Annotated in this window: 15 protein-coding genes and 1 pseudogene; all 16 read left to right on the forward strand. The window is 66.4% G+C overall.

What is annotated here, in order from left to right:
• Positions 1 to 106 precede the first annotated feature (106 nt).
• A complete protein-coding gene (gene ndk / locus PL79_RS19750; protein WP_006478674.1) occupies positions 107 to 532 on the forward strand; it encodes a nucleoside-diphosphate kinase in 426 nt (141 codons plus the stop codon).
• 55 nt (positions 533 to 587) lie between these two features.
• The gene (rlmN, locus tag PL79_RS19755) at positions 588 to 1,727 is read left to right on the forward strand and encodes a 23S rRNA (adenine(2503)-C(2))-methyltransferase RlmN (protein WP_044848980.1); all 1,140 of its coding nucleotides are present in this window, start codon (positions 588 to 590) and stop codon (positions 1,725 to 1,727) included.
• 163 nt (positions 1,728 to 1,890) lie between these two features.
• Positions 1,891 to 2,913, forward strand: a pseudogene (locus PL79_RS19760) (helix-turn-helix domain-containing protein).
• 106 nt (positions 2,914 to 3,019) lie between these two features.
• On the forward strand, positions 3,020 to 4,324 hold the full coding sequence (ispG, locus tag PL79_RS19765; RefSeq protein ID WP_027787235.1) for a flavodoxin-dependent (E)-4-hydroxy-3-methylbut-2-enyl-diphosphate synthase: 1,305 nt from the start codon (positions 3,020 to 3,022) through the stop codon (positions 4,322 to 4,324).
• 21 nt (positions 4,325 to 4,345) lie between these two features.
• Positions 4,346 to 5,686, forward strand: coding sequence for a histidine--tRNA ligase (gene hisS / locus PL79_RS19770; protein ID WP_044848982.1), 1,341 nt, complete (start codon positions 4,346 to 4,348; stop codon positions 5,684 to 5,686).
• Positions 5,687 to 5,741: 55 nt separating this feature from the next.
• Entirely contained in the window at positions 5,742 to 6,371 is a 630-nt protein-coding gene (locus tag PL79_RS19775; protein WP_044848983.1) for a tetratricopeptide repeat protein, read from the forward strand.
• Between the two features lie 40 nt (positions 6,372 to 6,411).
• On the forward strand, positions 6,412 to 7,557 hold the full coding sequence (gene bamB / locus PL79_RS19780; protein ID WP_044848984.1) for an outer membrane protein assembly factor BamB: 1,146 nt from the start codon (positions 6,412 to 6,414) through the stop codon (positions 7,555 to 7,557).
• Positions 7,558 to 7,804: 247 nt separating this feature from the next.
• The gene (gene der / locus PL79_RS19790) at positions 7,805 to 9,142 is read left to right on the forward strand and encodes a ribosome biogenesis GTPase Der (protein WP_044848985.1); all 1,338 of its coding nucleotides are present in this window, start codon (positions 7,805 to 7,807) and stop codon (positions 9,140 to 9,142) included.
• A gap of 141 nt (positions 9,143 to 9,283) precedes the next feature.
• Positions 9,284 to 9,523 carry an RNA chaperone Hfq gene (hfq, locus tag PL79_RS19795; protein ID WP_006399927.1) on the forward strand — a complete coding sequence of 80 codons (240 nt, stop codon included), beginning with the start codon at positions 9,284 to 9,286 and terminating at the stop codon, positions 9,521 to 9,523.
• Between the two features lie 72 nt (positions 9,524 to 9,595).
• A complete protein-coding gene (hflX, locus tag PL79_RS19800; RefSeq protein WP_193759858.1) occupies positions 9,596 to 10,771 on the forward strand; it encodes a GTPase HflX in 1,176 nt (391 codons plus the stop codon).
• 47 nt (positions 10,772 to 10,818) lie between these two features.
• Positions 10,819 to 12,183, forward strand: a complete 1,365-nt coding sequence (gene hflK / locus PL79_RS19805) for an FtsH protease activity modulator HflK (protein WP_135801100.1) — start codon at positions 10,819 to 10,821, stop codon at positions 12,181 to 12,183.
• Between the two features lie 15 nt (positions 12,184 to 12,198).
• On the forward strand, positions 12,199 to 13,098 hold the full coding sequence (gene hflC, locus PL79_RS19810; protein ID WP_044848881.1) for a protease modulator HflC: 900 nt from the start codon (positions 12,199 to 12,201) through the stop codon (positions 13,096 to 13,098).
• Between the two features lie 36 nt (positions 13,099 to 13,134).
• A complete protein-coding gene (locus PL79_RS19815) occupies positions 13,135 to 13,326 on the forward strand; it encodes a DUF2065 domain-containing protein (protein ID WP_009687995.1) in 192 nt (63 codons plus the stop codon).
• 101 nt (positions 13,327 to 13,427) lie between these two features.
• Complete coding sequence (locus tag PL79_RS19820; RefSeq protein ID WP_044848882.1) at positions 13,428 to 14,576, forward strand: ATP phosphoribosyltransferase regulatory subunit; 1,149 nt, start codon at positions 13,428 to 13,430, stop codon at positions 14,574 to 14,576.
• 113 nt (positions 14,577 to 14,689) lie between these two features.
• Complete coding sequence (locus PL79_RS19825; RefSeq protein ID WP_044848883.1) at positions 14,690 to 16,036, forward strand: adenylosuccinate synthase; 1,347 nt, start codon at positions 14,690 to 14,692, stop codon at positions 16,034 to 16,036.
• Between the two features lie 8 nt (positions 16,037 to 16,044).
• Complete coding sequence (locus PL79_RS19830; protein ID WP_044848884.1) at positions 16,045 to 16,641, forward strand: phosphoribosyltransferase; 597 nt, start codon at positions 16,045 to 16,047, stop codon at positions 16,639 to 16,641.
• Positions 16,642 to 16,685: the final 44 nt, after the last annotated feature.

Here is a 16,685-nt window from a genome sequence, read left to right on the forward strand (position 1 = left end):
TTGGAATCTTTCACTCGTGTAAGGGTTCAATCGCAATGATACACGGGATCGTGCTACAATAGCGGATTCATTTGAACCTGTAACTTCTTAATTTCTTGGAGTTTTTATGGCAATCGAGCGCACCCTGTCGATCATCAAGCCGGATGCGGTGGCAAAGAACGTGATCGGCCAGATCTACAGCCGTTTCGAAGGCGCCGGCCTGAAGATCGTCGCATCGCGCATGGCACACCTGTCGCGTGCGGACGCAGAGAAGTTCTACGCAGTTCACGCAGCACGTCCGTTCTTCAAGGACCTCGTCGATTTCATGATCTCGGGCCCGGTGATGATCCAGGTTCTGGAAGGTGAAGGCGCGATCCTGAAGAACCGCGACCTGATGGGCGCGACGGATCCGAAGAAGGCGGAAAAGGGCACGATCCGCGCCGACTTCGCCGACAGCATCGACGCGAACGCCGTGCACGGCTCGGACGCTGCCGAAACGGCTGCGGTCGAAATCGCGTTCTTCTTCCCGGAAATGAACGTCTACTCGCGCTAAGCCCTGGCTGGCAACAAGTAGGCAGGATTCAGCGCACGCGGCAAGGCAGCACATCATGACGAGCGAAACTTCCGTCAATCTTCTCGACTTCGATGCCGAGGGTCTTGTCGCGTACTGCGGCAGCCTCGGCGAGAAGCCGTTCCGCGCCAAGCAGTTGCAGCGCTGGATCCATCAGTACAACGCCGGCGATTTCGACGGCATGACCGATCTCGCGAAGTCCCTGAGAGAAAAGCTCAAGGGCCGCGCGTCGATCGTGATGCCCGATATCGTCAGCGATCACGTTTCGACCGACGGCACGCGCAAGTGGCTGATCGACGTCGGAAACGGCAATGCGGTCGAAACCGTTTTCATCCCGGAAGAGACGCGCGGCACGCTGTGCGTGTCGTCGCAGGCCGGTTGCGCGGTCAACTGCCGCTTCTGCTCGACGGGCAAGCAGGGCTTCTCCCGCAACCTGTCGACAGCCGAAATCATCGGTCAGCTCCGGATGGCCGAGTTTGCGCTGCGTGCGTCGCTGGGTCGCGCACCCGGTCCGAACGGCAAGGCCGAACGGGTCGTCACCAACGTGGTGATGATGGGTATGGGCGAGCCGCTGCTGAATTACAGCGCGGTCGTGCCCGCGATGCGGCTGATGCTCGACGACAACGCGTACGGCCTGTCGCGCCGCCGCGTCACGTTGTCGACGTCCGGCGTGGTGCCGATGATGGACCGCCTCGGCGCCGAATTGCCGGTCGCGCTCGCCGTTTCGCTGCACGCGCCGAACGATGCGCTGCGCGACGAACTGGTGCCGCTCAACAAGAAGCATCCGCTTCGCGAGCTGATGGCCGCGTGCCAGCGCTATCTGAAAGTCGCGCCGCGCGACTTCATTACTTTCGAATACTGCATGCTCGACGGCGTCAACGACACCGAAGCGCATGCGCGCGAACTGCTGGCCGTCACGCGTGACGTGCCCTGCAAGTTCAACCTGATCCCGTTCAATCCGTTTCCGGAATCGGGCCTCATCCGCTCGAAGCCGGAGCAGATCAAGCGCTTTGCACAGGTCCTCATCGACGCGGGTGTCGTCACGACCGTGCGCAAGACGCGCGGCGACGACATCGACGCCGCGTGCGGCCAGCTGGCCGGCGCCGTGAAGGACCGCACGCGCCTGGCGGAGCGAACGGGCGCAGCAGCAAAAATCATCGAAGTTCGGGCGATCTGACGGGGACGCCTGGTCGGGGCCGCATGGGTGCGGATGCCTGGACTTCTTGCGGTACAACACGCGAATAGCGATCGGTCGCGGCGCCTCGGCGCCGCGCATGATGTGGACAGTTGCGGGAGCCGGCGGCGCCCGCCAGTGAAGAAGAATCGACGCGAGGACAAGGATGAGTGAGCCGCAGCCGACCAACGGCGCAGAGACGAATGCCGCGAAGCCGGCACCGGCGGGGCTTGAAACGCTGGCGGCCGTCGGCAGCCGGCTGGCGCAGCTCCGGGAGGCGAAGGGCTGGACGGTCGACGACGTGTCGGCGCGGCTCAAGGTCGCTCCGCAGAAGCTGCGTGCGCTGGAGGCCGGCGACATCAGTCATTTGCCCGGCGTGACGTTCGCGCTCGGCGTCGTGCGCAGCTACGCGAAGATGCTCGGCGTCGATCCGGAGCCGTTCGCCCATGCATTGCGCCGCGAGCGTGGCGTGCAGGAAGTCGATCTGTCGATGCCCGCGTCGTCGGGGACGGATCTGCCGCGCGGCCGCGTGTCGATTCCGCTTGGCGGGTCGTCGCACCATCATCCGTGGCTGTGGGGGACGGCGATCGTCGTCGTCGCGGTGATCGCGGTACTCATGTGGCACACTGGCGGCGATTCGTCGAGCTGGCTCGCGCGCTTCAAGGGCGGCGCCACGGAACACGCATCGGCGGCCAGGCGGCCGGCGGCGTCTTCCCGTCGAAGCGGCAGGCCGCGGCGGCCGGCGCGGTCGGCGGCAGCGTCAACGAAGGCCCGGCGCAGGTTGCGGCATCCGCCGTGGCGGCCGCACCGTTTGCGTCGGCTGCTCCGGCTCCGCGACCCCGACGGCCGCCGCGCCCGCGTCGCAAACCGGTCGGTCGCGCGGCCGCGGCGAGCAGCGCGGCCGTGCCGCCCAGGCCCGCGAGCGTCGTGGTCGCGGCAGGGCCAGTCGATGGTCGAACTGAAGGTCAAGCAGGATTGCTGGTTCAGCGTGCGCGACAAGAGCGGCAAGGAACTGTTCTCGGCGCTGGTGCGGGCCGGCGAGACGAAGCAGGTCGCCGGCGACGGTCCGTTCAAGGTCACGATCGGCAACAAGGCAGGCCTTGATACGGTCGCGTTCGACGGAAAGCCTGTCGATCCGGCAAAATATTCGGCAGCGCGGGGTAACGTGGCGCGGTTCACGCTGCCCTGACGTCAAGCGCCGTGGCGCAGGCCTGTCCTGGACAGGCCGCGAGGGCACGGCGCTTTTTCAATTCATGCGCCGCCTCGCGGCGCATTCCGCGTAAATGGATCTATCGATGCAATCCGAAGCTCAATCCCCACGCAGCAGTCAGATTTGTTCAACCGAGCCGGTGTTCGGCGGGCATCAGCCGCGTCGCGTGTCGCATGCGGTGGATGTTCGTTGGGGCGGGCAGCTCGTGACGATCGGCGGTGATGCGCCGGTGCGCGTGCAGTCGATGACGAATACCGACACGGCCGACGCGATCGGCACGGCGATCCAGATCAAGGAACTCGCGAACGCGGGCTCCGAACTGGTGCGCATCACGGTCAATACGCCGGAGGCCGCGGCCGCCGTGCCGGCGATCCGCGAGCAGCTCGACCGGATGGGCGTGACCGTCCCGCTCGTCGGCGATTTCCACTACAACGGCCACCTGCTGCTGCGCGACTACCCGGGCTGCGCGGAGTCGCTGTCGAAGTACCGGATCAACCCGGGCAACGTCGGCCAGGGCGCGAAGCGCGACACGCAGTTCGCGCAGATGATCGAAGCCGCGGCGAAGTACGACAAGCCGGTGCGGATCGGCGTGAACTGGGGCAGCCTCGACCAGGATCTGCTCGCGCGCATGATGGACGAGAACGGCGCGCGCTCGCAGCCGTGGGATGCGCAGAGCGTGATGTACGAAGCGCTGATCCAGTCGGCGATCGGCTCGGCCGAGCGCGCGGTCGAGCTGGGCCTCGGCCGCGATCGCATCGTGCTGTCGTGCAAGGTCAGCGGCGTGCAGGACCTGATCGCCGTGTACCGCGAACTCGGCCGCCGCTGCGGCTTCGCGCTGCATCTCGGGCTGACCGAGGCCGGCATGGGCTCGAAGGGCATCGTCGCGTCGACGGCCGCGCTCGGCGTGCTGCTGCAGGAAGGGATCGGCGACACGATCCGCATTTCGCTGACGCCGGAACCGGGCGCGTCGCGCACGGGCGAAGTGATCGTCGGCCAGGAAATCCTGCAGACGATGGGCCTGCGCTCGTTCGCGCCGATGGTGATCGCGTGCCCGGGTTGCGGACGCACGACGAGCACGCTGTTCCAGGAACTCGCGATGCAGATCCAGACCTACCTGCGCGAGCAGATGCCGGTCTGGCGCAAGGAATATCCGGGCGTCGAGAAGATGAACGTCGCGGTGATGGGCTGCATCGTCAACGGCCCGGGTGAATCGAAGCACGCGAACATCGGCATCAGCCTGCCGGGTTCGGGCGAGAACCCGGCCGCGCCCGTCTTCATCGACGGCGAGAAGGTCAAGACGCTGCGCGGCGAGCGGATCGCCGAGGAATTCCAGCAGATCGTCAGCGACTACGTCGCACGCAATTACGGCCGTACCGAGGCCCTGAACTAAATTCGTCCACACACACGAACGATGACTGAACAGAAACGCAAGATCGAGAAGCTCACCGGCGTCAAGGGCATGAACGACATCCTCCCGCAGGATGCCGGCCTCTGGGAGTTCTTCGAAGCTACCGTGAAATCGCTGCTGCGCGCGTACGGCTACCAGAACATCCGCACGCCGATCGTCGAACACACGCAGCTCTTCACGCGCGGCATCGGCGAAGTCACGGACATCGTCGAGAAGGAGATGTACAGCTTCACCGATGCGCTGAACGGCGAGAACCTGACGATGCGCCCGGAGAACACCGCGGCGGTCGTGCGCGCGTCGATCGAGCACAACATGCTGTACGACGGCCCGAAGCGCCTGTGGTACATCGGCCCGATGTTCCGTCACGAGCGTCCGCAGCGCGGCCGCTACCGCCAGTTCCACCAGGTCGGCGTCGAGGCGCTCGGCTTCGCGGGCCCGGATGCGGATGCCGAGATCATCATGATGTGCCAGCGCCTGTGGGACGACCTCGGCCTGACCGGCATCAAGCTCGAGATCAACTCGCTCGGCCTCGCCGAAGAGCGTGCCGCGCACCGCGTCGAACTGATCAAGTATCTCGAGCAGTTCGCCGACGTGCTGGATGAGGACGCGAAGCGTCGCCTGTATACGAACCCGCTGCGCGTGCTCGACACGAAGAACCCGGCGCTGCAGGAAATCGCGCAGAACGCGCCGAAGCTGATCGACTTCCTCGGCGACGAGTCGCGTGCCCACTTCGAAGGGCTGCAGCGCCTGCTGCTCGCGAACAACATCCCGTTCAAGATCAACCCGCGTCTCGTGCGCGGCCTCGACTACTACAACCTGACCGTGTTCGAGTGGGTGACCGACAAGCTCGGCGCGCAGGGCACGGTCGCGGCCGGCGGCCGCTACGATCCGCTGATCGAGCAGCTCGGCGGCAAGCCGACCGCCGCGTGCGGCTGGGCGATGGGCATCGAGCGCATTCTCGAACTGCTGAAGGAAGAGGATCTCGCGCCCGAGCAGGAAGGTGTCGACGTGTACGTGGTGCACCAGGGCGAGACGGCGCGCGAACAGGCGTTCATCGCGGCCGAGCGTCTGCGCGATACGGGCCTCGACGTGATTTTCCACTGCAGCGCCGACGGCGGCCCGGCAAGCTTCAAGTCGCAGATGAAGCGGGCCGATGCGAGCGGTGCCGCGTTCGCGGTGATCTTCGGCGAAGAAGAGGTCGCGAACGGCACGGTGGGCGTGAAAGCGCTGCGCGGCGCGGGCGAGGACGGGGAAAAGAACGTTCAGCAGACCGTACCGGTCGAAAGCTTGACCGAATTCCTAATCAATGCGATGGTTGCATCCGCCGAAGACGGCGACGACTGATCGCGCTGGCATTCGCTCGACAAGAAAAGCCTGAAATGGAAGGAATCGCTCGCCGATGAGTTATCACGACGAACAAGAATCGATTGAAAGTCTGAAGGCGTGGTGGGCCCGCTGGGGTAACCTCACGACGTGGATCGTGCTCGCGGCGCTGGTCGTCGCGGCCGGTTTCAACGGCTGGAATTACTGGCAGCGCCGTCAGGCCGCCGAGGCTTCCGGGTTGTACGAGCAGGTGCAGAAGGCCGCTGCCGCGAACGACAAGGCGACGATGGCCCGTGCGGCCGCCGACATGGAAGACAAGTTCGGCAGCACGCCGTATGCGCAGATGACCGCGCTCACGGCGGCGAAGACGTTGTACGCGGCCGGCGATGCCGCCGGCGCGAAGGCGCAGCTGCAATGGGCCGCCGATCACGCCAAGGACGACGAGTACAAGCAGATCGCGAAGCTGCGTCTCGCGTCGCTGCTGCTCGACGAGAAGGCGTACGACGCGGGCCTCGCGCTGCTGTCCGGCACGCCGGTGGATGCATTCAAGGGCCTCGTGGCCGATCGCCGCGGCGATCTGCTCGCGGCGCAAGGCAAGACCGACGATGCGCGCGCCGCGTACAAGCTCGCGCTCGCCGGCCTGTCGCAGGACGACCAGTCCGCGCGCCAGCTCGTGCAGTTCAAGCTCGATGCGCTCGGCGGCTGATCGCGGCCCCCTCAACCTCTTAACTCTGCTTCGCTAACCGATGAATTTGCTGAAACGTTACGCTGTGCCCGTAGCCTGCGCGGCGGCTGTCCTGGCATTGGCGGCCTGCTCGTCGTCGAAGGACGCGCGCCGCGTGCCGACGCCGCTCACCGAGTTCAAGCCCGTCTTGGACGTGCAACAGGTCTGGAAGGCGAGCGTCGGCAAGGGCGGGCGCTACCTGTTCTCGCCGGTGGCCGTGGGCGACGCCGTCTACGCGGCGGGCGAGAACGGTTCGGTCGAGAAGATCGACGCGAAGACGGGCCAGACGCTGTGGCGCTCGAAGGTCGGTTCGGACCTGTCGGCCGGGGTCGGCAGCGACGGCAACCTGACCGCCGTCGGCGCGCTCAAGGGCGGTGTGTTCGTCCTCGGCCCGGACGGCAAGCAGCTGTGGAAGACGAGCGTGCAGGGCGAGATCTTCTCGCCGCCGCTGGTCGGCAACGGCCTCGTGATCGTGCGCACGATCGACGGTCAGGTGATCGCGTTCAACGGGCAGACGGGCGAGCAGAAGTGGAACTACCGCAACCGCGCGGTGCCGCTGAACCTGCGCGTGTCGGCCGGCATGACGTTCGCGGGCGATGCGGCCGTGCTGGCGGGCTTCCCCGGCGGCGGTCTGGTCGCGATCAACCTGCAGACGGGCGAGCCGTTCTGGCAGACGCCCGTGTCGTTCCCGAAGGGCGTGACCGAAGTCGAGCGCATCAACGACGTCAGCGGTCCGCCGACGCTCGTCGGTGCCCAGGCGTGCGCGGTCACGTTCCAGGGCCAGCTCGGCTGCTTCGACGCGAACTCGGGCCGTCCGCTGTGGGAAAAGGCGTTCTCGAGCCGCAGCGGTCTCGCGCAGGACGATTCGGTCGTCGCCGGCGGCGACGACTGGTCGGTCGTGACGGCCTACGACGCGGCGAGCGGCAACCCGCTCTGGCGCAACGACAAGCTGAAGAGCCGCGACGTCGGCGTGCCGTACCTGCTCGGCCATGCGGTCGTGATGGGCGACTACAAGGGCTTCGTGCACTTCCTGTCGCGCGAGGACGGCAGCTTCATCGCCCGGATGAAGACGGACGGCAGCGCGATTACCGCGGCGCCGGTCCTGGCGGGCAATACGCTCGTCGTGCAGACCAAGGACGGTGGCCTGTACGGATTCCGTCCGCGCTGACGCGCACGCAACAGGCGCAATCGCGGCGCGGCGGGCCTGTCCCGCGCGCTGCGGTCGCGCGACATGAAGGCGGCCGGTGTCCCCGGCCGCTCGGTATTTGAAAGGCAGTTCGCAACGAAAGACGACGGCGCGCACCGCGCGCCCGGCGCGCGCATCCGGCGCGGCGCGAATTCGTGATATTTTCATTCAGCGCAGCCGCCCGCAGCAGCGGGCCTCCCGCTGCTGCGCATCACCGTAGAAAACACAGATGAAACCGGTCATTGCCCTCGTTGGGCGCCCCAATGTGGGGAAATCCACGCTGTTCAACCGGCTCACGCGCTCGCGCGATGCGCTGGTCGCCGACTTGCCGGGCCTGACGCGCGATCGCCATTACGGCGAAGGGCGCGTCGGCGCACGGCCGTACCTGGTCGTCGATACCGGCGGCTTCGAGCCCGTCGCGAAGGACGGCATCCTGCACGAGATGGCGCGCCAGACGCGGCAGGCCGTCGAGGAAGCGGACGTCGTCGTGTTCATCGTCGACGGTCGTAACGGGCTCGCGCCGCAGGACAAGTCGATCGCCGACTACCTGCGCAAGACCGGCCGGCCGATCTTCCTGGTCGTCAACAAGGCCGAGGGGATGAAGTACACGGCGGTCGCGACCGACTTCTACGAGCTCGGCCTCGGCGATCCGCGCGCGATCTCGGCCGCGCACGGCGACGGCGTGACCGACATGATCAACGAGGCGCTGGAAGTCGCGTACGCGGGCCAGCCCGAGGAAGCGGACGAGGACGACCCGTCGCGCGGCATCAAGATCGCGATCGTCGGCCGCCCGAACGTCGGCAAGTCGACGCTCGTGAACGCGCTGATCGGCGAGGACCGCGTGATCGCGTTCGACATGCCGGGCACGACGCGCGATTCGATCTACGTCGACTTCGAGCGTAACGGCAAGAAATACACGCTGATCGATACCGCGGGCCTGCGACGCCGCGGCAAGGTGTTCGAGGCGATCGAGAAGTTCTCGGTCGTGAAGACGCTGCAGTCGATCTCCGACGCGAACGTCGTCATTCTTCTGCTGGATGCGCAGCAGGACATTTCCGACCAGGACGCACACATCGCCGGCTTCGTCGTCGAGCAGGGCCGCGCGCTCGTGATCGGCGTCAACAAGTGGGACGGTCTCGACGACCACGCGCGCGATCGTGCGAAAGCGGATTTGACCCGCAAGCTGAAATTCCTCGACTTCGCGAAGTCGCACTACATTTCGGCCGCGAAGAAGACCGGCATCGGCGCGCTGATGCGTTCGGTCGACGACGCGTACGCGGCGGCGATGGCGAAGCTGCCGACGCCGAAGCTCACGCGCGCGCTGATCGAGGCCGTCGAGTTCCAGCAGCCGCGTCGTCGCGGCCCGGTGCGTCCGAAGCTGCGCTACGCGCACCAGGGCGGCCAGAATCCGCCGCTGATCGTCATCCACGGCAACGCGCTGGACGCGGTGACGGAAACCTACAAGCGTTACCTCGAAAACCGATTCCGCGAAACTTTCTCACTGACTGGGACTCCATTGCGCATAGAGTTCCGTTCGTCGAACAACCCGTACGCGGACAAGGGCTGAAGCAGGTCCTGCAAGGGATAGGCCGCATGGCCTACGCCCGGGCGGGGCAGGCAAAATCAGCTATAGTGTAGCGATTGGCGCCGGATCTCTTTTTCTTCGTCGCCAATCCAGATCAACCTGCAAAAAAAGATGGAGTACGCCATGAGCAACAAAGGGCAATTGTTACAAGACCCGTTTTTGAACGCACTGCGCAAAGAGCACGTTCCCGTTTCGATCTATCTCGTCAACGGCATCAAGCTGCAAGGGAACATTGAATCGTTCGACCAGTACGTCGTGTTGCTCCGTAATACGGTGACCCAGATGGTCTACAAGCACGCCATCTCGACGGTCGTGCCGGCGCGCCCGGTGAATTTCCACCCGGACGCGGAAGCCTCGTCCTAACCCATCGCAGCGGCCGGCATCCGGTCGCCGCGAGCGACCGATGCCAGCCGCCTTATCTTGACACCCGATAATTTGATCAACGCAGCGCTCGTCGGCATCGACTTCGGCAAGACCGATTTCGAAGCCAGTCTCGAAGAACTCAGTCTTCTCGCCTCCAGTGCGGGGGCCCGTCCCGCCGTCACCCTCACAGGTCGTCGCGCCAGCCCCGATGCCAAGATGTTCATCGGCAGCGGCAAAGCCGAAGAATTGCGGCTTGCCTGCGACGCGCACAACGTCGAAATCGTCATCTTCAACCACGCACTGGCACCGGCCCAGCAACGCAATCTGGAGCAGGCGCTTAACAGGCGGGTGGTCGATCGCACGAGCCTCATCCTCGACATCTTCGCGCAGCGCGCCCGAAGTCACGAAGGCAAGCTGCAGGTCGAGCTCGCACAGCTGCAATACCTGTCGACCCGGCTGATTCGCGCGTGGACCCACCTGGAGCGGCAAAAGGGCGGTATCGGCCTGCGCGGCCCCGGCGAAACCCAGCTCGAAACCGACCGCCGGCTGATCGGCGAGCGCATCAAGATGCTGAAGTCGCGGCTCGACCGGCTGCGCCGGCAGCACAGCACGCAGCGTCGCCAGCGCGCACGCAGCGGCACGATGTCGGTGTCGCTCGTCGGCTATACGAACGCGGGCAAGTCGACGCTGTTCAATGCGCTGACGAAAGCGCAGGCCTATGCGGCCGACCAGCTGTTCGCCACGCTCGATACGACGTCGCGACGTGTGTACCTCGGCGACGAGGCCGGTCAGATCGTCGTGTCCGATACGGTCGGGTTCATTCGAGAACTGCCTCACCAGCTGGTTGCCGCGTTCCGCGCGACCCTCGAGGAAACGATCCATGCGGATCTGCTGCTGCACGTGGTCGACGCATCGAGCGCGGTGCGGCTCGAACAGATCGAGCAGGTGAACGGCGTGCTGCACGAGATCGGCGCGGACACGATCCGGCAGGTGCTGGTGTTCAACAAGATCGATGCGGTGCCCGAGCTGGCGGCCCGCGGCGACGCGGTCGAGCGGGACGAGTATGGTAATATTTCGCGCGTCTTTTTGAGCGCACGCACCGGTCAGGGTCTTGACGCGTTGCGTGCCGCCATCGCCGAGATCGCCTCCGCGGAACACCTTAACGGCGCGACGTTACCCAACGGCGCGCTCGACGGCGCACCCGCTGAACCACACGAAGACCACACGATTTCCGAACACGGGCGCTAACCGGTCCCGGCCGGTTCGCCGGCGTCTAATCTGGTGAACAAACTCTGGTGAACGAATACAACGAGCGGAGTACCTGGCGGCGGATGCGCGCCTTGCTGTCGATCAACGATCCCCGCTGGGGGCGCGGCGAAGGCAAGGGCAACGACGGATCCCGTCCGCGTGTGAACGAATCGAAGCGTCCGCCCGGTGGCGACGGTGACGGTCCGCCCGATCTCGACGAGATGTGGCGCAACTTCAACCGGCGTCTGAGCGGCCTGTTCGGCGGCAAGGGCGGCAACGGCTTCCGGCCCGACAACGGCCGGGCCGCGCGTGTCGGCGTCGGCATCGTGATCGGCGTGCTGGTCGCGGTCTACGCGGGCAGCGGGCTGTTCGTCGTGCAGGAAGGCCAGACGGGCGTCGTGCTGCAGTTCGGCAAGCTGTCGGGCACGGTCGGCCAGGGCGTGCACTGGCGCGCGCCGTATCCGTTCGCGTCGCACGAGATCGTCGATACGTCGCAGGTCCGTTCGATCGAGATCGGCCGCAACAACGTCGTGCGTCTCGCGAACGTGAAGGAAGCGGCGATGCTGACGCGTGATGCCGACATCGTCGACGTGCGTTTCGTCGTCCAGTACCGGATCCGTTCGGCAACCGATTACCTGTTCCGCAGCGTCGATCCCGAGCGCAGCGTGTCGCAGGCCGCCCAGGCCGCGGTGCGCGCGATCGTCGGCACGCGCAGCGCGGCCGACATGCTGAACCAGGATCGCGACGCGCTGCGCGCGCAGCTGTCCGCCGCGATCCAGCGCGATCTCGATCGCTACCAGTCGGGGCTCGAGGTGACGGCCGTCACGATGCAGAGCGTCGCGGCGCCCGAGCAGACGCAGGCTGCGTACGCCGAAGTCGCGAAGGCGCGCGATGATCGCGAAGCCGCGAAGCGTGCCGCGCAGGCCTACGCGAACGATCTGCTGCCGAAGGCGCAGGGCGACGCCGCGAAACTTGCCGACGAAGCGAAGGCGTATGCCGATCGCGTGGTCACGCAGGCCGAAGGCGACGCCGACCGGTTCAAGCAGGTCTATGCACAGTATTCGAAGGCGCCCGCGGTGATCCGTGAGCGGATGTACCTCGAGACGATGCAGGAAATCTATTCGAACGCGACGAAGGTGTTCGTCGGCAACAAGGGCGGCAACAGCGTCGTGTACCTGCCGCTCGACAAGCTCGTCGAGCAGGGGCGACAAAACGCCGCAAATGCGACGAATGCGACGAATGCCGCGACGCCCGCCGGCGCATCCGCGCCCGACGCGATGTCGGCGCCGGCCGCCGCCGCGGCGAGCGCACCGCGAGCGCGGCTTCGGCCGCGGGCGCGCCCGCACCGGGCAGCGACGTGCTCGGTCGCGCGAAGCGTTCGCAGCCGCTCGCGTGAAGACGATACGAAGTAACGGGGAGCGCAGAACATGAACCGAATCATTGCGCTCGTCGTCGCAATCGTGATCGCCGCTTTCGCGGCGTCGTCGACCGTCCTGACCGTCGATCCGCGCCATGCGGCCGTGCTGTCGGGCCGCGACGGCGCGCAACCCGAACTCGCGGGCCCCGGCATCCATTTCAAGCTGCCGCCGCCGCTGCAGACGGCGACGCTGATCGACACGCGCCTGCAATCGCTCGAGTCGTCGGATCCGCTGCAACTGGCGACCGAAGACAAGCACGACCTGCTCGTCGCGTATGCGGTCAAGTATCGGATCAGCGATCCGATGAAGTATTTCGCGGCGACGGGCGGTGACCCGGCGGCGGCCGCCGACCGCCTGGCCGGCGCGCTGAAGAGCGCACTCGGCGACGCGTTCGGCAAGCGCGCGCTCGACGACGCGCTCGGCGGGCAGCGCGAGATCGCCAATGCGGCGCGCGACGCGGTGCGCGCGACGGCATCGGGCTTCGGCGTCGACGTGGTCGACGTGCAGTTGACGCGCGTCGACTTGCCGGCTGCGCAGACGGATGCCGTCTATCAGCGGATGATTGCCGCGCTGCGCGACCAGGCCGCACAGGTGCGCGCGGATGGCGCCGCCGATGTCGAGCAGATCAAGGCCGACGCGGAACGCGAGCAGCAGGCGGTGCTCGCGAATGCGTACAAGTCCGCGCAGACGATCAAGGGCGAGGGCGACGCGAAGGCCGCGTCGATCGCCGCCGATGCGTTCGGCCGCGATCCGCAGTTCTACCAGTTCTACGCGAGCCTGCAGGCTTACCGGAATACCTTCAAGCGCAACGACATCATCGTCGTCGACCCCGACAGCGAGTTTTTCCGTTTCATGCGCAGCCCGACGGGCGGTGCCGCACCGGCGGCACCCGCTCCCCGCAAACACTGACCTTGGGGCGCCGCGTCGAGCGGCGCCGTCGCTCGCATGGACCTGGCTGGCTCGTTGTTGCTCGCGGTAGCACTGATGCTGATCATCGAGGGGGCGTTCCCCTTCGTGTTTCCCGTCGCCTGGCGCGACACGTTTCGTAGAATAGCGGAGCGGCCGCCGCATCATATCCGGATCGGCGGGCTCATCGTGATGGCGCTCGGGCTCGTCCTGCTGCTGCTCGCCACCTGATCCGGACGGCGCACCCGCCGTTCGTTCCGCCCGATTGCCGATTTCCGATTCATTTCGCGGCGCGCATGTCGCGCCCTGTTTCCCGTCGTAGGACCGTACCGATGTCGACCTGGTTACTTCCCGAGAATATCGCCGACGTGCTGCCGTCGGAAGCGCGCAAGATCGAGGAGCTGCGCCGCAGGCTGCTCGACCGCTTCCGTTCGTACGGCTACGAAATGGTGATGCCGCCGTTGCTCGAATACCTCGAATCGCTGCTGACGAGCGGCGGCAACGACCTGCGCCTGCGCACCTTCAAGCTGGTCGACCAGCTGTCGGGCCGCACGCTCGGCCTGCGCGCGGACATCACGCCGCAAGTCGCGCGCATCGACGCGCACCTGCTGAACCGCCAGGGCGTGACGCGCCTCTGCTATGCCGGCCACGTGATGCATACGCGTCCTCGCGGGCTGCACGCGACGCGCGAACAGATCCAGATCGGCGCCGAAATCTACGGGCACGCCGGGCTGGAAGCCGATCTCGAGATCCAGCAGCTGATGCTCGACGCGCTACACCTCGCGGGGTTGTCGCGCATCCGCCTGGACCTGTGCCACGCGGGCGTGCTCGCGGCGCTGCTCGCGCGCGATGCACAGGCTGCCGAGCGCGGCGAGGCGCTGTACGACGCGCTGTCGGGCAAGGACGTGCCGCTGCTGAACGAACTCACCGACGATCTCGGCGCCGACACGCGCGCGGCGCTGCGTGCGCTGCCGCATCTGTACGGCGACGCGAGCGTGCTCGACGAGGCGCGTGTGCGCCTGCCGGTGCTGCCCGAGATCACGCGTGCGCTCGACGATCTCGCGCAGCTTGCGGCGCAGGCAAGGGGCGTCGAGGTGGCGATCGATCTCGCCGACCTGCGCGGCTACGCGTACCACAGCGGCGCGATGTTTACGGCGTACATCGACGGCGTGCCGAACGCGATCGCGCGCGGCGGCCGGTACGACCACGTGGGCCAGGCCTACGGCCGCGCCCGTCCGGCGACGGGCTTCTCGCTCGACCTGCGCGAGCTCGCGCGGATTTCGCCGGTCGAGGCGCGCGGCACCGCGATTCTCGCGCCGTGGGCGCAGGACGACGCGCTGAGCGCGGCGGTGGCGGCGCTGCGCGACGCGGGCGAGGTCGTGATCCAGGCCTTGCCGGGACACGACCACGTGCTCGACGAGTTCGCCTGCGACCGTTCGCTCGTCGAGCGTGACGGCGCGTGGGTGGTCGAACCCCGTTAAACAGGCGTTCGCGGGCCGTCGTTCGGCATGCATATCGTTGAAGCGAAACGGAAAAATTCGGAATCGCCCGCGAACATAGGTAGAATACGTTTTTAACCAGCTAACGAATCAACATGTCTGCCAGCGCAGTGAACGTGACTCCCGGGCGCAATGTCGTCGTCGTGGGAACGCAATGGGGTGATGAAGGCAAGGGCAAGATCGTCGACTGGCTGACGGACCACGCTCAGGGCGTCGTGCGTTTCCAGGGCGGTCACAACGCCGGCCACACCCTCATCATCGGCGGCAAGAAAACCATCTTGCGCCTGATTCCGTCGGGCATCATGCGTGAAGGCGTCGCCTGCTACATCGGCAACGGCGTCGTCCTGTCCCCCGAGGCACTGTTCAAGGAAATCGGCGAGCTGGAAGAGGCCGGCGTGAACGTGCGCGATCGCCTGTTCATCTCCGAAGCCACGACGCTGATCCTGCCGTACCACATCGCGATCGACCAGGCGCGCGAAGCGCGCAAGGGCGCGGGCAAGATCGGTACGACCGGCCGCGGCATCGGCCCGGCGTACGAGGACAAGGTCGGCCGCCGCGCGCTGCGCGTGCAGGACCTGTTCGACGCGAAGACCTTCGCCGACCGCCTGCGCGAAAACCTCGATTTCCACAACTTCGTGCTGACCCAGTACCTGGGTGGCGCGGCCGTCGATTTCCAGGCCACGCTCGACACGATGCTCGGCTATGCCGATCGCCTGAAGCCGATGGTGGCCGACGTGTCGCGCCGCCTGTACGACGCGAACAACGCCGGTCAGAACCTGCTGTTCGAAGGCGCGCAAGGCACGCTGCTCGACATCGACCACGGCACCTATCCGTTCGTCACGTCGAGCAACTGCGTCGCGGGTGCGGCATCGGCCGGCGCCGGCGTCGGTCCGCAGAAGCTGAACTACATCCTCGGCATCACGAAGGCGTACTGCACGCGCGTCGGCTCGGGCCCGTTCCCGAGCGAGCTGTACGACGCGGACAACCCGCAGCGCCAGGACCAGGTCGGCGTCACGCTGGCGAACGTCGGCAAGGAATTCGGCTCGGTCACCGGCCGTCCGCGCCGCACCGGCTGGCTCGACGCAGCGGCACTGCGCCGCTCGATCCAGATCAACGGCGTGTCGGGCCTGTGCATGACGAAGCTCGACGTGCTCGACGGCCTCGATGAAGTCAAGCTGTGCGTCGGCTACAAGATCGACGGCAAGGACGTGGACATCCTGCCGCGCGGTGCGGCCGACGTCGCGCGTTGCGAGCCCGTGTACGAAACGTTCGCCGGCTGGAAGGAAAGCACCGTCGGCATCAAGACGTGGGACGCGCTGCCGGCGAATGCGCAAGCCTACCTGACCCGCGTGCAGGAAGTGGCCGGCGTGCCGGTCGACATGGTTTCGACGGGGCCGGATCGCGATGAGACGATCCTGCTTCGCCATCCGTTCAAGGTGTAATTGTCAGCATGACGCAGCAAATCACGATGACGGCGGCAGACTTGATGACCGATCCGCGCAACGACGACAAGAACCTGTGGGTAGGCTGGGACGAATACCATCGTCTGATCGAGTTGCTCGCGCTGCAGGTGCATGAATCGGGCTGGAAGTTCGACCAGATCCTGTGCCTTGCGCGCGGCGGCCTGCGCGTCGGCGACCAGCTGTCGCGCATCTACGACGTCCCGCTCGCGATCCTCGCGACGAGTTCGTACCGCGAAGCGGCCGGCACCGAGCAGGGCGAGCTCGACATCGCGCAGTACATCACGATGACGCGCGGCAGTCTCGCGGGCAACGTGCTGCTGGTCGACGATCTCGTCGATTCGGGCGTCACGCTCGCGCGCGTGCAGGAGCACCTGAAGGAGCGCTATCCGTCGGTCACGGCCGTGCGTTCGGCCGTGCTCTGGTACAAGGGCTGCTCGAAGGTCAAGCCGGACTATCACGCACAGTATCTGCCGACGAATCCGTGGATTCATCAGCCGTTCGAAGAGTGGGACACGGTTCGTCCGCACAACCTCGAGGCATGGATCAAGCGCGGTCGCGCGCAGCGCGACGGCTCGGGCGCGTAAGCGGCCGGCCGATCGAAGGAAAGCCTTGTACGGCGCCGCTTGCG

This window comes from Burkholderia sp. USMB20 (assembly GCF_000949135.2).
Lineage (GTDB): Bacteria > Pseudomonadota > Gammaproteobacteria > Burkholderiales > Burkholderiaceae > Burkholderia.